18 protein-coding genes are annotated in these 18,818 nt (G+C 71.9%); 10 read left to right on the top strand and 8 right to left on the bottom strand.

Annotation, left to right across the window (positions count from 1 at the left end):
* The first annotated feature begins 1 nt into the window (after position 1).
* The 10 genes from ABZ861_RS22195 to ABZ861_RS22150 all read left to right on the top strand — a co-directional run bounded on the left by ABZ861_RS22195 (position 2) and on the right by ABZ861_RS22150 (position 10,320).
* Entirely contained in the window at positions 2–856 is an 855-nt protein-coding gene (locus ABZ861_RS22195; protein WP_361632689.1) for a hypothetical protein, read from the top strand.
* Positions 843–2,387 carry a CpaF/VirB11 family protein gene (locus ABZ861_RS22190; protein WP_361632687.1) on the top strand — a complete coding sequence of 515 codons (1,545 nt, stop codon included), beginning with the start codon at positions 843–845 and terminating at the stop codon, positions 2,385–2,387. Before ABZ861_RS22195 ends, ABZ861_RS22190 begins: the two co-directional genes overlap by 14 nt.
* Complete coding sequence (locus ABZ861_RS22185; RefSeq protein ID WP_361632685.1) at positions 2,387–3,280, top strand: type II secretion system F family protein; 894 nt, start codon at positions 2,387–2,389, stop codon at positions 3,278–3,280. Before ABZ861_RS22190 ends, ABZ861_RS22185 begins: the two co-directional genes overlap by 1 nt.
* Positions 3,277–4,173, top strand: coding sequence for a hypothetical protein (locus ABZ861_RS22180; RefSeq protein ID WP_361632683.1), 897 nt, complete (start codon positions 3,277–3,279; stop codon positions 4,171–4,173). Before ABZ861_RS22185 ends, ABZ861_RS22180 begins: the two co-directional genes overlap by 4 nt.
* Positions 4,174–4,199: 26 nt before the next feature.
* A complete protein-coding gene (locus ABZ861_RS22175; RefSeq protein ID WP_361632681.1) occupies positions 4,200–4,430 on the top strand; it encodes a hypothetical protein in 231 nt (76 codons plus the stop codon).
* The gene (locus tag ABZ861_RS22170) at positions 4,431–4,838 is read left to right on the top strand and encodes a TadE family protein (RefSeq protein WP_361632679.1); all 408 of its coding nucleotides are present in this window, start codon (positions 4,431–4,433) and stop codon (positions 4,836–4,838) included. It abuts the gene before it with no gap.
* The gene (locus ABZ861_RS22165; RefSeq protein ID WP_361632677.1) at positions 4,835–5,281 is read left to right on the top strand and encodes a TadE family protein; all 447 of its coding nucleotides are present in this window, start codon (positions 4,835–4,837) and stop codon (positions 5,279–5,281) included. Before ABZ861_RS22170 ends, ABZ861_RS22165 begins: the two co-directional genes overlap by 4 nt.
* On the top strand, positions 5,278–5,733 hold the full coding sequence (locus tag ABZ861_RS22160) for a pilus assembly protein TadG-related protein (RefSeq protein ID WP_361632675.1): 456 nt from the start codon (positions 5,278–5,280) through the stop codon (positions 5,731–5,733). Before ABZ861_RS22165 ends, ABZ861_RS22160 begins: the two co-directional genes overlap by 4 nt.
* 8 nt (positions 5,734–5,741) lie before the next feature.
* A complete protein-coding gene (locus ABZ861_RS22155; RefSeq protein ID WP_361632673.1) occupies positions 5,742–9,437 on the top strand; it encodes a LysM peptidoglycan-binding domain-containing protein in 3,696 nt (1,231 codons plus the stop codon).
* A gap of 268 nt (positions 9,438–9,705) precedes the next feature.
* Positions 9,706–10,320: a hypothetical protein gene (locus ABZ861_RS22150; RefSeq protein WP_361632671.1), complete on the top strand. Its 615-nt coding sequence runs from the start codon at positions 9,706–9,708 to the stop codon at positions 10,318–10,320.
* A gap of 39 nt (positions 10,321–10,359) precedes the next feature.
* Here the strand turns inward: ABZ861_RS22150 and ABZ861_RS22145 are convergent, their stop codons facing one another.
* The 8 genes from ABZ861_RS22145 to ABZ861_RS22110 all read right to left on the bottom strand — a co-directional run bounded on the left by ABZ861_RS22145 (position 10,360) and on the right by ABZ861_RS22110 (position 18,787).
* On the bottom strand, positions 10,360–12,741 hold the full coding sequence (locus ABZ861_RS22145) for a Helicase associated domain protein (RefSeq protein ID WP_361632669.1): 2,382 nt from the start codon (positions 12,739–12,741) through the stop codon (positions 10,360–10,362).
* 85 nt (positions 12,742–12,826) lie between these two features.
* A complete protein-coding gene (locus ABZ861_RS22140; RefSeq protein WP_361632667.1) occupies positions 12,827–12,991 on the bottom strand; it encodes a hypothetical protein in 165 nt (54 codons plus the stop codon).
* A gap of 34 nt (positions 12,992–13,025) precedes the next feature.
* A complete protein-coding gene (locus tag ABZ861_RS22135) occupies positions 13,026–13,598 on the bottom strand; it encodes a terminal protein TpgA1 (RefSeq protein ID WP_361632665.1) in 573 nt (190 codons plus the stop codon).
* Between the two features lie 5 nt (positions 13,599–13,603).
* On the bottom strand, positions 13,604–16,093 hold the full coding sequence (locus ABZ861_RS22130; protein ID WP_361632663.1) for an XRE family transcriptional regulator: 2,490 nt from the start codon (positions 16,091–16,093) through the stop codon (positions 13,604–13,606).
* A gap of 57 nt (positions 16,094–16,150) precedes the next feature.
* Positions 16,151–17,416, bottom strand: a complete 1,266-nt coding sequence (locus tag ABZ861_RS22125; RefSeq protein WP_361632661.1) for a hypothetical protein — start codon at positions 17,414–17,416, stop codon at positions 16,151–16,153.
* The gene (locus ABZ861_RS22120) at positions 17,413–17,748 is read right to left on the bottom strand and encodes a hypothetical protein (protein WP_361632659.1); all 336 of its coding nucleotides are present in this window, start codon (positions 17,746–17,748) and stop codon (positions 17,413–17,415) included. The genes ABZ861_RS22125 and ABZ861_RS22120 overlap by 4 nt, the downstream gene beginning before the upstream one ends.
* 113 nt (positions 17,749–17,861) lie before the next feature.
* The gene (locus tag ABZ861_RS22115) at positions 17,862–18,029 is read right to left on the bottom strand and encodes a hypothetical protein (protein ID WP_361632657.1); all 168 of its coding nucleotides are present in this window, start codon (positions 18,027–18,029) and stop codon (positions 17,862–17,864) included.
* Positions 18,030–18,088: 59 nt separating this feature from the next.
* A complete protein-coding gene (locus ABZ861_RS22110) occupies positions 18,089–18,787 on the bottom strand; it encodes a GNAT family N-acetyltransferase (RefSeq protein WP_361632655.1) in 699 nt (232 codons plus the stop codon).
* Positions 18,788–18,818 lie beyond the last annotated feature (31 nt).

The following is an 18,818-nucleotide window of genomic DNA, read 5'->3' as shown; positions in this document are numbered from 1 at the left end:
CATGGCCGTCATCGCCTTCGCCGGCGCCAGCGGCGGCCCCGGAGTCACGGCCACCGCCCTGGCCGCCCTGCTGACCTGGCCCCTGGCGGACGGACGGCGCGCCGTCCTGGCCGAGTGCGACCCCGACGGCGGCTCAATCGCCGCCGGATACCTCGAGTCACGGGTCCTGGGCGACTACGGCCTGCACAACCTGGAGGTCGCCCACCGCCGCCACCAGCTCGACCAGGACTTCTGGTACCAGCTGATCGACCTCTCCGAGCAGAACACCCAGGACCGGCTCCTGTTGCCGGGCCTTTCCAACCCCGTCCAGGCGGCCGGCCTCGCCCAGGTGTGGCACCGGCTAGGGCTGCTCTTCGAACAGGCACAGACCAAGGACAACGGCTACGACTTCCTCGTCGACCTCGGCCGCTCCGGGGCCACCGGCTCGGCCGGCGCCCTGGCCCGGTCCGCGGACATCGTCGCCGTCGTCGTCCGCCGCACCCTGCGCGCGGCAAGCGCCGCCAAGCCCCGGGTCGAGGCACTGCGCGCCGCGCTCGAGGACCGCGGCCGCGACAGCAGCCGGCTCGGCCTGATCGTGATCGACGAAGGCGACTTCCGTGCCCGGGACATCGCCGAGCAGCTGCAGCTGCCCATCTTCGCCACGCTCCCACACGACCCCCGGGCCGCCCAAGTACTCACCCACGGCGGCGACGGCGGCCGGTACTTCGGCCGGTCCGCGCTCCTGCGCGAGGCCCGCGCGATGTCGGAGCAGCTACGGGCTCTGGCCGTGCAGGAGCAGCAAAGGCTCCTCGCCCCGGCACTGCGCTCGCAGACCGTCCTCGACCGAATGAAGGGAGCCGTCAATGCAGCGCGGTAAGCCCCTGTACCCGGCGGGCCAGGTCTCGCAACTGCCCCAGCAGATCCCCGTCGCGGGATACAGCAACATGCCCGGCCCCGTGGCGCCGGTCGCGCCGCCCACCTCGGTGCCGGCCGGGGACGGCCCGGTCACCGCGCGCAGGTCGCTGTGGGACTGGGAGACTGTCAACAGCCTGCGCGAGGAACTCAGCCGGCAGATGGCGCCGGAGTTCCAGGCGTACAAGGAATCCAACAAGCGGGACATGCCCGCCGACGAGTCCGAGCAGCGCGGCTGGGAGATCATCAACGAGCTCGTCGCCCGCTGGGCGGCGGACTTCGCCGCGGCCCGGCAGATTTCACCGTCCGGGTCGGACGAGACCAGCCTCGCCCAGGCAGTCTTCGACGCCCAGTTCGCCCACGGGCGCCTCCAGCCCTACCTGGACGACCCCACGGTGGAGAACGTCCTGATCAACGGCTGCGACGAGGTGTGGATCGACTACACCGACCGTCCCCGCCAGAAGGTCGAACCCATCGCGGAGAGCGACGAGGAACTGGTCGAGTTCCTCCAGATGCTCGCCCGCCGCCACGGCGCCGGTGAGCGCAGCCTGTCCAAGGCGTCGCCGACCCTGGCCCTGCGCCTGTCGGACACCTCGCGTCTGCAGGCGATGACCGAGGTCACCCCGCGTCCGTACGTGACCATCCGAAAGCAGCGGATCCGCTCCGTCACGCTGGAGGACCTGGTCAAGTACGGCACCATCGACGCCGGGATGATGCACTTCCTCAAGGCCGCCATGGCCGCGGAGAAGAACATCATGATCTCCGGCACACAGGGCGTCGGCAAGACCACGATGATCATCGCGCTGGCCCGCGAGGTCGACCCGCAAGAGCGGGTGGGCACCCTGGAAACCGAGTACGAGCTCTTCCTGCACGAGGTCGGGCACCTCAAGCAGGTCGTGCCGATGGAGTCCCGGGAGGGCAACGGCGAGCGCGTCGACGGCCGTGAGGTCGGCGAGATCGAGATCGCGGACCTGATCGCACCCTCGCTGCGCATGATGCTGCGCCGCATGATCGTCGGAGAGGTCCGCTCCCGCGAGATCGTCCCCATGCTCCAGGCGATGTCCGCCGGTGAGGGCGGCTCGCTCTGCACGATCCACAGCCGCAAGGCCGAGGGCGTCTTCGCGCGCATCGCCCAGCTGTGCATCCAGCACGGCGACGGGATGACGCAGGAGCTGGCCTACCTGATCGCCGGCGCGGCGCTGGACTTCGTCGTCCACGTCAAGATGGTCGACGAGACCCGCATCGGCGGGAAGAAGGTGCGCTTCGTCGAGCAGATCCTGGAGGTCACCGGCGAGGCCAGTGAGACCGGCCTGCCGTCCACCAACAAGATCTTCGCTCCGCGGCCCGGCTCCGGGGACCCGCGTGCGGTGCCGACCGGCGTGAACCCCTCCTGCCTGGACGACCTGGTGCGCGCCGGGTTCAACCCGGCGTGGCTGCGTGAGGAGAACGGCAGCTGGGGCGGACCGCTGGAGATGAAGCGGACGGCGGTGGCCTGATGGGTGTGTTGATCGCCGGTTTCGCCGCGCTGTTCCTGATCGGCGGCATCGTCCTGTTCGTCCTGGGCGTGCGCGGCACCGAGGTGTCCGCGCGCCCGGTCAAGGTCAAGCACGACCCGCCGCCGAAGACCAAGCGGATGCGGCAGCTGCAGACGGGCGGCGCCGCCGTCGCCGGCATGCTGACGTGGCTGATCTCCGGGTGGCTGCCCTCCGCCCTGCTGGTCGCCGGCGCCGTGTTCTTTCTGCCGTGGCTCATCAACCCCAACAAGGCTGCCAACGAGCAGATCGAACGGCTGGACGCGCTCGCACAGTGGACCAAGCGGCTGTCCGACCTGGTCCGCACCGGTACCGGTATCGAGGAGTCGATCGCGGTGTCGGTCCGTACCGCGCCGCGGCCGATCGAACGCGAAGTGGCGGACCTGAACGTGCGCCTGCAGTCGCGGATCCCGACGAGTGACGCGCTGACCGCGTTCGCCCGTGCGATCGGCGACCCGCGGGCCGACCTGGTCTCCGCAGCGCTGCTGTTGCGCATGAAGGACCGCGGCCCCGGCCTGGCGGACGTCCTGTCCGACCTGGCGGCACGGACCTCCAACGTGGTGCGCCGCCGCCGCGACGTCGAGGCCGACCGGGCCAAGCACCGTACGACCACCCGCTGGATCTGCGCGATCACCCTCGTGGTGATCGTCGGGTTCTCCTTCAACAAGGCATACATCGAGCCGTACGGAACGCCTCTGGGGATGCTCGTGCTGGTCATCTTGATGGCCGCCGTCGTCGCGCTGTTCTGGTGGATGAGCCGCCTCGGGGTGGACAAGCCGCTGCCCGGCTTCATGGAGTACGACGAGAACTCCACCGGCTCGCACACCGACCCGGCACTCACGGAGGCCGCGCGATGAACCAGCTCACCATCGCCCTGCTGGCCGGTGCCGGCATAGGCCTGGGCCTGTTCTTCCTGGTCCGTGAACTGCTGCCGTCCGGACCGGCCCTCGGACCGGCCCTGGAGCGGCTGCACGGCGCACCCCGGGCTGCCGTACGCCGCCGCGACGACAAGCGCCCGTTGATCGAGCGGGTCGGCGACCGGGTCGCGGAACGGGTCAGGGACTGGCCCGGGGTCAGCGTCCCAACCAAGAACCTCAACCTCGTCGGCGACACGGTCGGAGAGTTCTTCGGCAGCAAGGCCCTGCACTTCGTCATCGGGCTGATCCTGCCGTCGTTCTTCTCCTTGGTCCTCACCCTGGCCGGCATCGACCTGCCCTTCGTCCTCACCGGACTGGCCGGCATCGCCGCGGGCGTCGGCCTGTGGTTCCTACCCGACGCCCAGCTGGCCAAGCAGGCCACCCAAGCCCGCGCGGAAGCGTCCCAGGCGGTCATGGCCTACATGGAGCTCGCCGCCATGGAGCGGATCTCCAGCTCCGGCGCCCAGGACACCCTGGAACGACCGGCCGAGGTCGGCAACGGCTGGGTCTTCCGTCGCATCCAGGCCGCCCTGGTCCGTGCCCGCCTGGACCGGGCGCCCGCCTGGGACGGGCTACGCCACATCGCCGACGAACTCGACGTGCCCGCGGCCGGCGACATCGCCGACATCGTCTCCAGCGCCGGCACCGACGGCGCAGCGATCTACAGCACCCTGCGCAGCCGGGCGGAGAGCCTGGCCGACGAACAGGCCGCCGCCGAGCAGGCCAGGGCGAACGCAGCCTCCGAGAGCCTGATCGTCCCGGTGACCCTGCTGTCCATGGTCCTACTCGTCTTCTTCGGCTTCCCCTCCGTAATCCGCATCTTCCTCGTCTGAACCGCACTCACAAGGAGCACCTCACCATGAACACCTCTCCCGCTCTGCGCATGGCGGTCACCGCGTACACCGCGCTCGCGCACCTTCTGTCGGCCGCCGAGCAGAAGTTCACCGACGCCCGCGAGGAGGGTGACCGCGGCGACAACAACATCTCCACGATCATGTGGATCGTCGGCATCGTTGTGTTCGCCGGCCTCGCGATATCCGCCTTCAAGGTCCTCGGCCAGTCCAAGCTCGACGACATGAAGGGCCTGTAAATGGCTCTTCGGGCACTCGCCCGTCGCATCCAGCAGCGGTGGCGGGAAGACGACGGCGACGCGAGTCTGCAAATGCTGATCTGCTTCCCCGCCGCCTTGCTGCTGATCCTCATGGTCGTCGACACCTGCAACGTGTACTTCGCCAAGCAGGCCGCCACCACCGCGGCCCGGGAGGCCGTCTCCGGTGCCCGCGCCTACGGCAGCGGCACCGGGGACGGAGTCGCGCGGGCCGACGCGGTCTTCCGTCGCGTCGGCGGCACGCTGCGCGGCCCCCGGGTGAGCACGGCGGGCTCCAACGCGGACCGCGTCGTGTTCACCGTCACCGCCAAGGCGCCGTCCCTGATCGGGCTCAACATCAGCATCACCGAGCGTGCCACCGGCCCGGTAGAGAGGTGGACCACCCCGTGACCAGCAGCCGACGGCCGCCGCGCCGGCCCCTGGGGGGCGACGACCGGGGCAGCGTCGCCATCGAGTTCGTGATGTGGGTCCCCGCCGTGTTCCTGTTCCTCGCGATCGCGTTCGTGGCGGGGCGCATCGTCACGGCCAACAGCGCCGTCGACTCCTCGGCGGCGGCCGCCGCGCGCGAAGCCTCCATCGCCCGCACCACCGGTCAGGCGCAGGCCAACGCCCGGTCGGCCGCGATGGTCGCCCTGTCGGACCAGAAGCTCAAGTGCGCCCGCACCAGCGTCAACGTGGACACCTCCGGCTTCAGCGCTCCGCTGGGCAGCTACGGCGCCGTCACCGTACGCGTCAGCTGCACCGTCCAGCTCAACGACCTCGGATTCTCGGTCGGCTCCAAGACCGTCAAGTCCAGCTTTACCTCCGTGATCGACAGGTACAGGCAGCGATGAGCAGCACCCCCTCGGCCGCATTTCGCCTCGACTGGTTCCGCGACGACCGCGGCTCGCTGTCGATGTGGTGGCTCCTGATGGTCATCCCGATGTTCATCATGCTCGGCCTGTCCTTCGACCTCGGCGGCAAGCTGCGCGACGTCGAGCGGGCGGACGCGATCGCGGCCGAGACCGCCCGGGCCGGCGGCCAGGCGATCGACCCCGCCAAGGCCATCGCCGGCACCGCGGTCGTACTCGACCCTGCGGCCGCGCAGCGGGCGGCCTACCAGTACCTCAACGCCGCCGGCGTCCGCGGCACGGTCACCACCAGCGGCGACGGCAAGACCATCAACGTCCACGTCACCATCCAGCACAAGACGATTTTCTTGCAGGTCATCGGCCAGTCCTCGCTCCCCGTCGAGGGTCACGCCAGCGCTGAGCTCCTGCACGGCATCGGCGCCCCGGAGGGATGATCCGCGCCATGACACCGACCCGCCCCCACACCGCCCGGCGCCGCCCCCGGGCGGTCGATGTCGTCCGCGGCCTGGTCAGCCTGGTGGTCCTCCTCACCCTCCTGGGAGGACTGCCCGTACTGCTGTGGGTCCTCACCGAGGTGCTCCTGCCCGACGGGGTCTCGCCCGGCGAAGTCGCCTCCCTGCTGACCAGCCATGAGCTCGGCGCACCGTTCTTCGCGGTCATCATGGCGATCGGCTGGATCAGCTGGGCCACCTTCGCCCTGTGCACGCTGCTGGAGATCCCGGCCCAGCTGCGCGGGCGCCCCACCCTGCGCCTGCCCGCCCTGGGTTTCCAGCAGCGCATGGCCGGTGCCCTGGTCAGCGGAGTCCTGGTGCTCCTTCCCATCGGAACCGCCGCGATGGCGGCCCCGGCCTCCGCTGCACCGGCCGTCACCCGCGCTCCGACGGCCGCCACCGCACCGGCGAGCGTGAAGGCGACTGCCGCCTCCGACGCCTCGGCGACCACCGCACGCACCGCCGACCAGCACGGGGGCACCTACACCGTCCAGGCCCGCGACAGCCTGTCGAAGATCGCCCTCAAGCAGCTCGGGGACGCCTCCCGGTGGCGGGAGATCGCCGCGGCCAACGACGGCAAGACCATGGTCGACGGGACGAAGTTCTCCACCCGCAGCGCCCTCCAGCCGGGGTGGAAGCTGACGATGCCCAAGGACTGGAACCCCGCCGACCGGGAGCACCGGGTCAGGCCGGGCGAGACGCTGTCCTCGATCGCCGAGGCGGAACTCGGCAACGCCGACAAGTACCCGCAGATCGCCGAGCTGAACGAGGGCCAGCGACAGCCGGACGGCCGGGCCATGACCGACCCCGACAAGATCTACCCGGGCTGGGAGCTCCAGCTGCCGCACACCGCCGCCCCGCAGCAGGACAGCGGAGGGTCCTCCTCCCCGGACGCCCCCGCCGCCGGTCAACAGGACGGCTCCTCCGGCCAGAAGGACGGCCACTTCGGCCAGGAGGCGCAGGGCGAGCAGGACGGCCAGGACACCGGAGCGTCCACCAGCACCCCCGACGGCGACGCCGACACCGGCTCGAGCGCGGAGCGGGGCAGCACGCCGAAGGACGACCCCCCCACGGACCCGAGGGACCCGGCGACCCCCAGCCGACCCGAGACGGCCCATCCGCAGACCCCGCAGCCCCAGACCCCGGCCGCCACCCCGGCCGAGGACACCGGCAGCGACTCCTCCGTCGCCTCCACCGCCATCGCCGTCACCAGCCTGTTCGCCGCCGCCGTCCTGGCCGTACTCGGCGGGCGGCGAGCCCTCCAGCAGCGCCGTCGCCGGCCCAGGCGGCGCATCCCGCTGCCGCAGCAGGCCACAGTGCCGGCCGACGTGGAGAAGCAGCTCCGGGTCGCCTCCGACACCGACGGTCTCGACCTCGTCGACCACGCACTGCGCACCCTCGCGGCCAACTGCGCCACGGCCGGGCAGCCGCTTCCCCAGCTGGACGCCATCCGGGTCACGCCGCGCGGCCTGGAACTGCACCTGTCGGCGCCGACCCCGCAGATCGCCCCGTTCTCCGAGATGGAGGAGCACCCCGACCGGTGGTGGTGCCCGGCCCGCGGCGCCCAGCTCCTGGACGCGGAGCAGGCCCGCGACATCACGCCCCCCTACCCCGCGCTGGTCAGCCTCGGCGAGACCGAGGAGCGCGAGCCGGTCCTGGTCAACCTGGAGTCCGTCGGGGCGCTGCGCCTGAGCGGCACCGGCACCGACATCCGGGCGGTCATGCTCGGCATCGCGGTCGAGCTGGCCTCCTCCGGCCTGTCCGACGACGCCACGGTGATCCTGGCCGGCCTGGGCGAAGAGCTCGCCGGCGTCTTCCCCATCAAGGTCGAGCACCAGAGCGAGTTGGCGCACGCCCTGCCGGAACTGCGCGCCCACGACGCCCTGCAGCGCGGCGCGCTCGCCGCTGGCGGCTTCGACAGCCTGGACCAGGGCCGCCTGTCCGAGGACGGCGGCGACACCTGGGTCCCCAAGGTGCTGATCACGCCCGCGGCGCCCGATGGAGAAGAGGCCAACGTCCTCAACGATCTGCTCTCCTCCCGGCCCAGGACCGCGACCGCCGTCGTCACCGAGGCCGGAGGCGAACTCGAGGTCCCCGGCGCCTGGACGCTCCCGGCCGCACCGGGCGCAGCCGTGCAGCTGCCCGGCCTGGACCTCACGGTCACCTTGCAGCGGCTGGAGGACGAGGCGTACGAGCCGCTGATCCAGCTGCTCGCCACGGCTGCCCGCACCGACGACGTCGCCGCACCGGCCTGGACGCACGCCCCCGACGGCACCGCTGTCCAGAACGGCCCGACGCCGGTCACCCCGCGGAGCGACTCCGCTCTGGCCCAGGACACCCCCGAGGTGGAAGCCGTTGAAGACGGCCCTCGCGAGGAGGACGGCGGACAGCGGCCCGGCGAGCCGCAGGCCGTACCGGCCGTCCAGGTGGCCGTGAGTCCGGTGAGCTCCTCCCTCATCACGGTGGTTCCCAGCTTCAGTGCCCTGGCCCCGTCGGTCACCGGCGCCGAGAGCGCCGTCTCCGACGACAGCGGCCAGGACCAGCAGCACGGCGGCGGTGACGACGATGAGGTCGACGCCGGGCAGGAGCTGCGGTCCGAGGACCTCTTCGACGAGACGCTTCAGGAAGTACTCGACAAACGCGACGCCCCGGTGTCCGCCGACGTATACGAGCAGGGGGAGGACCCCGTGGAAGAGGCAGCCGGATTCGACGAACTCGCCGCCGAGCAGCCAGAAGAAGAGGGCTCCGCACTGTCGTCGGCGACCCTGGGCAACTCGCCCCGGCCGCAGCCGGCTCCCGATCCCGTGGAACGCCGGGCCGCCCGGGTCACGGCGGTCACCTCCGGAGTGCTGGCGGCTCTGAACACGCCGCCGGACCCGCCGTCCGCTCCGCAGATCCGCGTCCTGGGCCCCGTCGACGTGATCAGCACGCTCGGCAAGGTCGAGAGCAACCGACGCAACGGGCTGACCGAGATCGCCGCCTGGCTCGCCCTGCACCCGGGCAAGTCCCGCCACGAGCTCGACGAGGCGATCTGGCCCGGCCAGCGGGTGCGCGCCGACACCCGCAACACCAACGTCTCCAAGCTGCGGGCCTGGCTCGGCCGCGACCCCCTGCTGCCGGCCGAGGACCCGTACGGCTCCTACCTGCCGCCGATCAACGAGGGCGTATACGCCTTCAACGACCAAGTCACCAGCGACTGGCAGCAGTTCCAGGCGTTCTACCAGGAGGGGATGCACTCCTCCGGCGCCGACGCAGACACGGCCCTGGCCAACGCCCTCTCGCTCGTACGCGGAAGGCCGTTCAGCGACATCGACCAGAGCAAGTACTGCTGGGCGGAGTACGACATCCAGGAGATGATCTCCGCGACCACGGACGTGGCGCACGAACTCGCCACCCGGCGCCTGGCGGTGCGCGACTACCGCGCCGCGCTCGCCGCGGCCTCCCGCGGCCTGGTCTGCGACCAGACGAGCGAACTGCTGTACCGGGACCTGTTCACCATCTACAGCGAGATCGGTGACCGTCAGGGGCTGGAGCGTACGGCCCATCAGTTGACACGCATCGCCGTCGAAAGTGGCTGCGACTCCGCCCCCGAGACGGTGGCCTTGATCAACGCCTTGATGGACGCGAACCGCATCGCGTCCGCGTGAACAACATCAGGCCGTGCCGGCCGTGCCCGGCGGGCGGCTCGTGGGGAGTTCGGTACTTCCGTCTCCGCAACGAGCCGCCCGTCGGGGCCGACCGGTACGCTGGAGCAGCGTACCTCCCTGTGCGTACCGCGGCGGGACCCACCTCCCGTCGCATGGTGAACCGTGCTGCCGCGCGGGAGGCGAGGCAGGTTCGGTGACCGACGATCCGCAGCCCCCTTGGCGCACAACGTGGTGGGACGTCAGCAGCCCAGGGAGCCGGGAGACTGTCATGACACCGCCGCGCCGTGCCAAGGCCAACAGCAGAAACCGCCAGCAGATCGCCAAAGCCCTGCGGGACGCCGCCGGATGCACCTACCAGCAGGCTCTGCAGCGCGTCGAGGACGCTGCCGATCGCGGGCTCCTGCCCGCTGTGCTGGACAAGGCCGGCCGCCAGGAAGCGGTGCGCCTGCTGAGCGCGCCGCTCGGCTCCTCCGGTCCGGCATCGGCGCCCACCCGGGACGAGAGGGCGTCACTCCGAACCTCCCCAGTGCCCGGTGCGCCGGGCGGAGCCGACAAGACCACGGTCAGGACCGAGCCCGATCACGCCTGGTGGCGCCCGGACGTCAGCGATCTCGCGATCTCCGAGTTCCTGACCAGCGCGCACCGCAAGATGACCGGTCTGCGGGCCGCCGCAGACCGCGATCCGTACACCCCGACCGAGCGCTCCAGAGTCTGGATCATGGACCTGGACCCGCAGCCCTCACTGACCGGACCATGGCGGGACGGCTCCGGTTACGAGCCGGTCATCCTCGACGTGCCTCCTCCGGGGATGTACGACCCCAGCCTGGGCCTGAGCCCGGCCCAGCGGGACGAAGTCCTGCGCCAGCTCCGCCCGGAGACGTGAGTTCCAGGCACCTTGTAGCCGGCCGGGGCCCGGCCGGCGTCATGCGTCGGCCGGAACCAGCCCGGCCACGGTGACCTGTTCGAGCTGCTCGGGGGTGAGCCGCTCCAGGCGCTTACGGAGGTTGTTGATGAACTGGCCCACCTTCACCTCCTGGCCATCGACGACGACCGTGTCGCGCTGCCGGATCGGCACATCGTGGCCGTGCTGCGTACGGAAGGCCGCGACGGCGGCCAGGCCGTCGTCGAGCTGGCGCTGCTGGCGTAGTTGGCGGCCGGTCGGCGTCGGCGGCGCCTGGACCGGCTCGACGGCGGCGATGCCGGCTTGGAGGAGGAGCTGGATCTGGTCGGAATGCAGCTGGTCGAAGGCGATGGCCTGCTGGTAGATCCACTCTCCCAGCGGCTCGGTGTCGTCGGTGACGAAGTCCCGCGGCAGGTCCTCCAGAGCCACGCCGGCCTGCTGGTAGCGCAGGGCGTTGACGTACTCGCGCTGCCAGGTGATCGGCCACACGGGGTTCCACCAGGGGTAGAGGTCGCTCAGTTCCACCTCGACCGGGTCGGGCTCCAGACCCTGGGCCGCGCGGTCGCGGGCGCTGCGCCGGCGGTTGACGAGCCAACGGCCGAAGGCGTAGTCGCCGATCATCTCGTCGGCGGGTACTGCGAGGTGCCCGTGATGCTCGACGTAGAGGCGGGCGTGGGTCAGGCCGCGCTCGGTGGCCTGCTTGCGCAGGTCCCAGATCATGCCGATCGCCTCGAGCGCCTTGACACGCAGCGGGCTCAGGCGCTTGCTCGCGTACATCTGCCGGGCGTAGTTGATCCACCGGCCCAGGGCGAAGCCGGTCTCGTCGTCGTACAGCTGGGGCACGTCCAGGTGGCCGCACTCGGCGAAGTACCGCTCGGCCGCAGCCATGCCGCGCTGCCAGGCGGCCTCGCGCGGGTGGAGCACACGCAGGCGCAGTGCGAGGGCGAGGGCGTCGTCGGGGAACTCCCGGTCCATGACCAGCCGCGGCTCCTCGGCGGTCTCGGCTTCCGGTTCGTCCTCGTCCGGGACGCGTTCGGTGTGGGTCTGCGGGACCGCGAGCCGGTCGGCGAGCCGGTCGTCGTGTGCGCGAAGAGCCTGGAGGACCTTCCACAACGGCTTGTAGACGGGCGAGTTGAGCAGATCGTCCGGGTCCTGGTGCGGGGCGACGAACAGCGGGACCAGGATGGTGGCCTTCTTGCCGGCGCCGGGCTTCTGCCGCAGGGCGCGGCCGACGGCCTGGACGGTGTCGACGATGCTGTCCTTGACATCGGCGAACACCACGCAGTCGATCGCGGGGATGTTGACACCCTCGCCGAGCAGACGCGCGTTGGCGATGAGGGTGCGCGGGTAGGGGGCGGTGCCGTCCTCGGGGCGTCCGTCGAACTTGCCGAGCAGCGCGTGGCGGACATCGACGCTCATCAGCCCGTCGATGCCGGCCGCCCACAGGCTGTCGGGGTCGGGGAAGGCGGTGCCGGGGTCGTCGAGCGCGGCCAAGTGCCGGGCAGTTGCCTGGAAGGTGTCGGCGAAGTCGTGCGCGTCGGCGACGCGGTGGTGGAAGCTGACGACCCGCTTGAGGTCGAGCTGCGCCATCGCGCGCAGGACCGCGACGTGCAGCGCGGCGCGGCGCAGCTCGGCCGCGTCGGCGTTCTCGGCCAGGCCGAGGCGGGCCCGCAGGTCCTTCTCGTGGACTTCCAGTACGACGACGCGGTAGTCGGCCAGCAGCTCTATGTCGATCGCCTCCGCCAGCGGGAGGCGGAAGCTGGTCTCGCCGTAGAGAGCGGGGTCCTCCATGGACGCGACGAGCTCGGGGTCGTCGGCGTCACCGGCCGACCAGATCCTCGGGGTCGCGGTGTAGTAGGCGCGGCGGGCCGCGGGCACGAGCCGGTCGTGGTGGACCGCGGCCCAGTTCTTATTGATGTAGCCGCTGGTCCGGTGGGCTTCGTCCGCGCTGATCAGCGCCCACGGCCCCAGGCGGTACTTGCGGTGCGCCTTCCGGATCTTGTCGAGGGACTGGTAGAGGCCGAAGACGGTGCCGTCGGGGTTGTCCTGGACCCAGGCGGCCAGGAAGCCGGGGTGGGTGCTGGCGGGGACGTGCTCCCCGGGCACTTTCGGCCGGCGGTGGCACATGGCCATGACTGGGCCTTCGTGGCCGGCCTCACGCCACTCGGCGATGGTCTGGCCGAGCAGTTCGACGGTCGGCACGAGCACCAGCTGGTGTCCGTGCCGGACGATCTCGCGGGCGACGCGGGCGGCGATGACCGTCTTGCCGGTGCCGCACGCGGAGATCACGGTGGTGCGGGGGCCTCGGCGCAGGGCGGTGGCGGCGCTGTGCACGGCGCGGGCCTGGTGGGGGCGCAGGCGAAGACGCGGCCGTGCCGGGGGCGTGAGGGTGGCGGTGGCCACGGGGCGGATGCTCCTTCCAGGCGTTCGGGGGGGAGGCGGTGGCGCCTCTGGGCGGGCGGCGTCTACGGGCGTCGGGGCTGTTCCATCAACCGGCGCATCCGGCCTGGTGTTGGTCAGCTGCCGCCTGTACCCGGCCCAGGACGACGTACATCTCGTCCTCCACGACCACCGTGGTCCGGAGCCGTGCCGCCTGGGCGACCTCGATCTCCTGCGACGTCGTCGTACGGTGCTCGGCGTGCTCGGCGTTCATGGGATGCTCCCCCTTTCGTCTGGGTGCTGCCTGGTCAGTACCGGATGGTGAGGTAGTCCAGGTCGTCCAGGGTGACGGACAGGCCGGCGGCGCGGGTGCCGCCGTCGGTGAAGTACACCTCGGCGAGACCGTCGGCGACGATCTGGGCGAGGTCGTCCTCATCGGCTCCGGCCTGGCGGGCGTCGAACAGAGCGGCGGCGTACTCGGCGGGGAGCGTCTTGGTGATGCGCCGTTGCCGGGATTCGTTTGTGGTTCCGGGGGCCGCGGTGAAGCCGAAGCGGCCGCGCAGCGACAAACGGATTCCGCCGGTGGTGGCGGCCTTCTTCGCCCGGTCGGCACGGACCTTGGGCTGCCACAACTGCCGGGTCAGCTTCTCGATCCGGTCGGCGATCTCGGGGTTGGGATTCTTGATCTTGTCGTCGCGGTACCGCTCGACGGTGCGCGGGTGACAGTCGAGCTTCTCGGCCAGCTTGCGGGCGGCCTCGGTCTTGCTGTCCGCCTTCTCCTTGGACAGCAGGAACCGCACGCGGGCGCCGACGGACTTCGGCATGGGCTTGGAGACGGCGCCGGCGAAGGCGGCGTCGAGCGAGTCGGCGATCGTGCCCACCTGGATCACTCCCCGTCCAGGACGGAGTTGCCGCCCCCGATGTAGTTGGCGATGTTGGTGCCTTCCTTGAGCTGCTCCAGCGCCCAGGCCATCGTCTCGGTGCCCTGGTGCTTGACGAAGCCGGGGTTCGGGCCGAGCTGGAAGGTGCTCTTGGCTGGCTTGCCGTCCGCGGTGTGCGGCAGGATGTCGAGCGGCGAGGGCCCCGGGGAGGCGTAGACGACGCAGTCGGTCAGCACCGCCAGCGGGTACAGGCCGGTGTGCTCGGCCATCTTGACCATTTTGCGGTGCATGTTGATCCGCGCGCGGGAGAGCACTGCCGCGCGGATGTCCGGGCGCCATAGCGCGCGCTTGAGTGCCGCCCACGGCTCACCCTCGACGTACGAGGAGCCCTGGGGCCGCTCGCGGAGCTTGCCGACGCCCGACTTGGCCGTCGCCTTGATCGCCGCGAGCAGCGCGACCAGCAGCGGGTCGCCGTCCTTGTGGCGGCCCATCGCCTCCAGGAACGCGCGCTCGTCCAGGATCTGGCCCTTGGGCGCGCCGCGCACGCCGAGGTCGGCCATGGTGGCCATGTACGCGTCGCGCAGGTGCTCGTACCAGGGGGTCAGATACAGGCCGTTGTCGGGGCGAATGTACGCCTTGAGCGGTTGGACGGGGAAGCCCAGTTCGTGGGCGTACGCCACGGTGGGTGTCGCGTACCAGCCGGGCCCGGTGGGGCGCTTCCCGCTGGGGGTGAACGGGTTGGGGAGGCGCTCGTCCAGGGGGTTGGGCAGGCGCTCGTCGACTGCGATGTGGGACAGGTCGAGCCACCAGGAGCCGGGCATGTCCTTGTCGAAGCGGTAGTTCTCGACGTAGACGGCCGGGCCCAGGCCCACCCGGATGTTGTTGGCGGCAGCGAGGAACGCGGTGATCAGGTCGAGGCCGACGACCATCGGCATGGCGCGTTCCTCGGCCGTGACCAGGCCGAGGGGCCGTACCCACTGGCACGCCTCCTCGTCCAGCGTCTCGGACTCCGGCCGGCCGTTGGGGTAGAGCTGATGGACAAGCGGGTGTTCCTCGGGCGGCTCCGGCGGCGCCGGGTCGACCGGCCCCTGCAGCGCGCCGGGGTTGGGGCCCGACTCCCACTCGCCGGTGTCTTCGTTCTTCACCGCGCGGGTCGGGTTCCTCAGCGCGGTCATCAGCTCAAGGCTGTTGACGCCGACCGTCCCGCGGGGGGTGATGACCCGCTGGGCGTAGAGGCCCAGGACCCGGGCGATCTCGGCGGCGGGCAGCTGTGCCGTGTTCTCCCAGACCCGGCGCTCCAACGCGTTCCAGGGCAGGACGGCGAACTGCACCGAGCGGCGGCCGCCCTCGACACGCTGGAAGACCCTCGGCCAGGGACCGAAGCCCCAGTAGGGAACTTCCCAGCCGGCCTTCGTGATCTGCTTGACGACCTTGTGCGACTTGTCCAGGCGCAGTTCCTCCTGGTCGTCCAGCTCGGCGGGCAGCCCGAAGTGCTCGGCGGCGCCGGCGGTCAGGACGATCAGCGGGTCGGTGTCGAAGCCGTGGCGGTGCAGCTTGGGCGTGCCGATGCGGGTCTTGTCCAGCGTCCACGCGGCCAGCGCGGTGACGGTCTTCGCACGGCACTCCAGGGTGCGGCCGTCGATCAGGTGCGCGACCAGCTGGCCGTCGGCAGCCTCCAGGACGGCGAGGGGGCCGTCGGTGAAGGTGTCGTCGCAGACCCGCGCGTGGACGCGCCGGGCCGGGGCGGGCGCCGCCGTCGGCTCGGCGGCGGCCGGTGCCGGGGTGCGGGGCTGCTCGACGGGAGCGGGCGCGGCATCGGCGGCCGGAGCCGGGGCCGGGGCCGGGGCTGCGGGGGCGGGGGCGGGGGTCGGCGTGGGGGCGGGGGTCGGCGTGGGGGCGACGGACTGCCAGCAGGGGGGAGCGACTGCCGCGGAGACCGCGGTGTACAGGTGGCGGGGCTCGCCGTTGAACAGGAACGTGGTGGGCCGTCCGCAGCGCACGCAGCGCCTCGTGCCGCCCTCGGGCAGCATGACGTAGCCGTCCGGGTCGTCGAAGGGCACCGGTCCGGCGGGCGGGGTGGCCGTGAAGGTGGGGGGCGGGTCGTCGAGCTCGGGCGGCTCCGCCAGGGTGAACCCGTCCGGCGGGGCGTCCGGGGACGGCGCGGGAGGCAGGTCCTCCACGGTCGGGTCCGGAGACGGCGGGGGGCTGACGGGAACGGCACGCTCCGTGTACCGGCGGGCGGCCTCCAGCAGCCGGGCGTACTTGTGGCCCTTCGCGCCGCGGGGCGTCGGGGCGTCGGGCTTCTCCCACGCCCAGATCGTCTCCCGCTTGACCGCGAGGTACGCGGCGAGTTGCTGCTTGCCCCATCCCAGGGCCTCGCGCAGCCGGACGCGTTCGGCCGGCGCGGGCAGCGGCGGGACGGGCTCGGCGCTCAGCTCCAGCATCAGCGCGTCGATGACGGCGCTGTCCGCGACGGCGCTGTCGGTGTCGGTCATGCCACCTCTCCCTGCGAAACTAACGTGACTCTAGTGCAACGGACTGACAGGCGGGGTTCAGATCGAACCGGACATCTCGTCGGTCTCCCGCCGGATGCGCTCGCGGGCCTCGGCCTCCGCGGCGAGGGCCTGCGCGATCAGTTCGGCCCGGCGCGCGTACCGGCCGGCGCGCGCCGTCTGGGCGGCGGCTTCCTGTGCCCGCCGGGGCAGTTTCTGCTCCTTGGCGGCCTTCTTCGCCGCCTGGGCAGCGCGGCGCTCCCCTTCGGCGAGGGCCTCCTCGCGCAGGGCCTGCGCCACGTCCGGGACGGGCAGGCCGCGGTCGACCGCGCGGACCACCAGGTCCCAGGTCAGTTCGGTGAGCCGGTCCTGCCAGTCCAGCCACGACCGGCCGGAGACCTGCTGGGCCACCGCGGTCAGCAGCGAGGGCCGGTAGTAGCCGGCCGACCCGCCCAGCCGGTTGCCCAGGTGCTGCGCGCACAGGACCACCGTGCCCAGCACGGCCGTGTCCGGGCCGTGCACGCGGACGAGGAACTGCGGGTCCGTGCGCTTGCACGAGCCCAGGTGGTTCGGGCCGCCGGTGGCACAGTCAGTGTCCCGGCTCCAGTACGAGCGCACGACCTCCAGCCGGTCGGTGGGCACGTCGTCGAAGCCCTGACGGGTGAGGCACCATGCCGCGTACTCCAGGCGGCCGGAGGCGCCCGACCGCCGGTTCGGGCTCTCCGGCAGCGACCCGTCGGCTCTCGTCTCCCAGCCCCACGGGTAGTCGGCCGCGAGTCCCTGCCGCCCGTACCGGGACACCCGCAGGACGCCGTCCTCCAGCTCCTGCGTGTCCAGGTCCAGCGAGAACGGCACCGTGCCGACCAGGTGGCCCCAGCGCTTCCAGCGGCCGGCGGCCAGGTGACGGGACGCGCTGTCCCAGCGCATCCACTCCAGGGCCTGCGCCAGAGTCGGGTCCCATCCGATCCAGCAGTAGCCGCCGTTGGACGGTGAGAACGCGAACGGCATCCGCGCGATCCGCCAGCCGAACGATCGCGTCAGCCGGTAGCGGTGTCCGTGGACGCTGGTGATCTCGAAGTCGTCGCGTTCCCTGGCCGCCTCGCCCGTGAACACGACCGCGCTCTCGCCGGGCAGCAGCTCGCCGGGGAAGCGTTCCGCGCTCGTCCACAGCAGCAGTTGCTCGCCCGAGGCGGCGCCCGCGTCCGCCGGGGCGCCGCCGGCGCGGGCCCCCTGCGCCGTGCGGGCCGCCGGCCGGCGGGCGGGTCGCGGCGCGGAGGACTCCGGGGTCTTCTGCCGTACGGTCGGCGCGGGCGTGCCGGTGTTCATCGGCCGAGCCAGTCGGCGCGCAGCTCGTCCCAGACGTGGCCGAGCCACCACAGGCGGGTGGGGTTCTTCCGCCAGTACTTCACGGCGAGGTACCGGTACCGGCCGGGGCGCAGACGGCCCAGCGGCGCGGGAAGGCGACCCGTGGTCATCTGCGCCAGGGGGCGTTCGCGGTACTCGATGGAGGCGTTCCAGGCGTCCAGGGCCGCGTCTCCGCTCGGGCGGCGGGGGGCCGGGTGGATGCCGTGGCGGTCGCAGAAGCCGGTCCAGGCCGTGAGCAGGGCGGTGTCGTAGGACTCGGGGTTGCCGTGGTGGCGGAAGCGGAAGGCGGGCACGGTGCCTCCTGTTCGTGGTTGCGGTTCAGTGGCGGGCGGACGGGTGGGGGCCGGGCGCCGAGGTGTCCGGCCGGGGGCGCCCTGTCCTGGGCCGGGCGGGCAGCGCGTCCGGGTCAGGACTCCTGGCCGTGGCCCTCCTGGGCGCGGCGTGCGTTGTGGCAGAAGGAGGGGTCGCACGGCACTTCGCGGACCCGGTAGCTGCTCCAGAGCACTTTGTGGTCGCACAAGGTGCGCTTGGTGTCGCTGTGGATGCAGCGCTCGGCGATGTGCAGGTGGCGCACGTGGGGGTCCTCGGGGTCGGTCGCCGGGCCCGGCCGGCTTGCGGCCGGGCCCGAGGAGGTCAGTACTGGAGGCGGTTGCCGTCGAACCGGGCCTGGGCGGGCAGCGAGGCGCCGGGCAGAAGGCCGGTGATGATCCGGTGCGGGGCTCCGGGGACGTCAGCGAGGCGGACGGCCGGGTGCAGCGGCTTTGCGGACATGCGGGTGTCGTCCACGGTCATGCCGATGAGGCGCTGCTGGGGAAGGTGGACCAAGAGGGCGTCGTCGACGGTGTAGCCCCGGCGCCGGTAGAAGGCGTCAAGGTCGGGTTGGTGGTCGAGCGTCACCAGCCCGTACCGGTTCTGGGTGAAGCGCTGTTCGGCAGCGCGAAGAAGAGCTGCGCCGATGCCCTGGTGTCGGTGTGCGGGGTGGACGGCGAACCCGTTGATCATGCCCAGGCGAGTGGTCAGGGTTTCCCGCAGTGAGACCCGGTCGATGCCGGGGTGGGTGAACAGCCACCGGGGCGGGCCGCCGAGCAGCGCGCCGACGACCGCGCCGGTGGTGCTGTCCTCCGCCACCAGGGCAAGGTTGCGGTGGTGGGACAGGGGCGGCATGGGTCGTGAGGCCAGGATGGCGCGCGCCAGGCCGAAGGGGTCGGGGTTGGCCGGGTCGGCGTAGGCGATCACCGCCATGAAGGCTCCGGTGTCGGCAAGCCCGGCGTCACGGATCACGAAGGCGGCGCCGCCGGAGGGCGAGGGGCGGAGGGGAACGGACGGGGGCATGGCAGAGGACTCCTGGCGGGCGGGGTGACGA

The organism is Streptomyces sp. NPDC046985, assembly GCF_040644415.1.
Lineage (GTDB): Bacteria > Actinomycetota > Actinomycetes > Streptomycetales > Streptomycetaceae > Streptomyces.
The sequence above is the reverse complement of the archived record's forward strand: the minus strand, read 5'-3'. Positions and strand labels throughout refer to the sequence as shown.

Bases quoted from the DNA above. Each gene is read 5' to 3' on its own strand.
- ABZ861_RS22110 (WP_361632655.1), bottom strand. From the start codon at position 18,787: ATGCCCCCGTCCGTTCCCCTCCGCCCCTCGCCCTCCGGCGGCGCCGCC.
- ABZ861_RS22140 (WP_361632667.1), bottom strand. From the start codon at position 12,991: ATGAACGCCGAGCACGCCGAGCACCGTACGACGACGTCGCAGGAGATC.
- ABZ861_RS22180 (WP_361632683.1), top strand. From the start codon at position 3,277: ATGAACCAGCTCACCATCGCCCTGCTGGCCGGTGCCGGCATAGGCCTG.
- ABZ861_RS22150 (WP_361632671.1), top strand. From the start codon at position 9,706: ATGACACCGCCGCGCCGTGCCAAGGCCAACAGCAGAAACCGCCAGCAG.
- ABZ861_RS22175 (WP_361632681.1), top strand. From the start codon at position 4,200: ATGAACACCTCTCCCGCTCTGCGCATGGCGGTCACCGCGTACACCGCG.
- ABZ861_RS22130 (WP_361632663.1), bottom strand. From the start codon at position 16,093: ATGACCGACACCGACAGCGCCGTCGCGGACAGCGCCGTCATCGACGCG.
- ABZ861_RS22160 (WP_361632675.1), top strand. From the start codon at position 5,278: ATGAGCAGCACCCCCTCGGCCGCATTTCGCCTCGACTGGTTCCGCGAC.
- ABZ861_RS22190 (WP_361632687.1), top strand. From the start codon at position 843: ATGCAGCGCGGTAAGCCCCTGTACCCGGCGGGCCAGGTCTCGCAACTG.
- ABZ861_RS22155 (WP_361632673.1), top strand. From the start codon at position 5,742: ATGACACCGACCCGCCCCCACACCGCCCGGCGCCGCCCCCGGGCGGTC.
- ABZ861_RS22195 (WP_361632689.1), top strand. From the start codon at position 2: ATGGCCGTCATCGCCTTCGCCGGCGCCAGCGGCGGCCCCGGAGTCACG.
- ABZ861_RS22125 (WP_361632661.1), bottom strand. From the start codon at position 17,416: ATGAACACCGGCACGCCCGCGCCGACCGTACGGCAGAAGACCCCGGAG.
- ABZ861_RS22170 (WP_361632679.1), top strand. From the start codon at position 4,431: ATGGCTCTTCGGGCACTCGCCCGTCGCATCCAGCAGCGGTGGCGGGAA.
- ABZ861_RS22185 (WP_361632685.1), top strand. From the start codon at position 2,387: ATGGGTGTGTTGATCGCCGGTTTCGCCGCGCTGTTCCTGATCGGCGGC.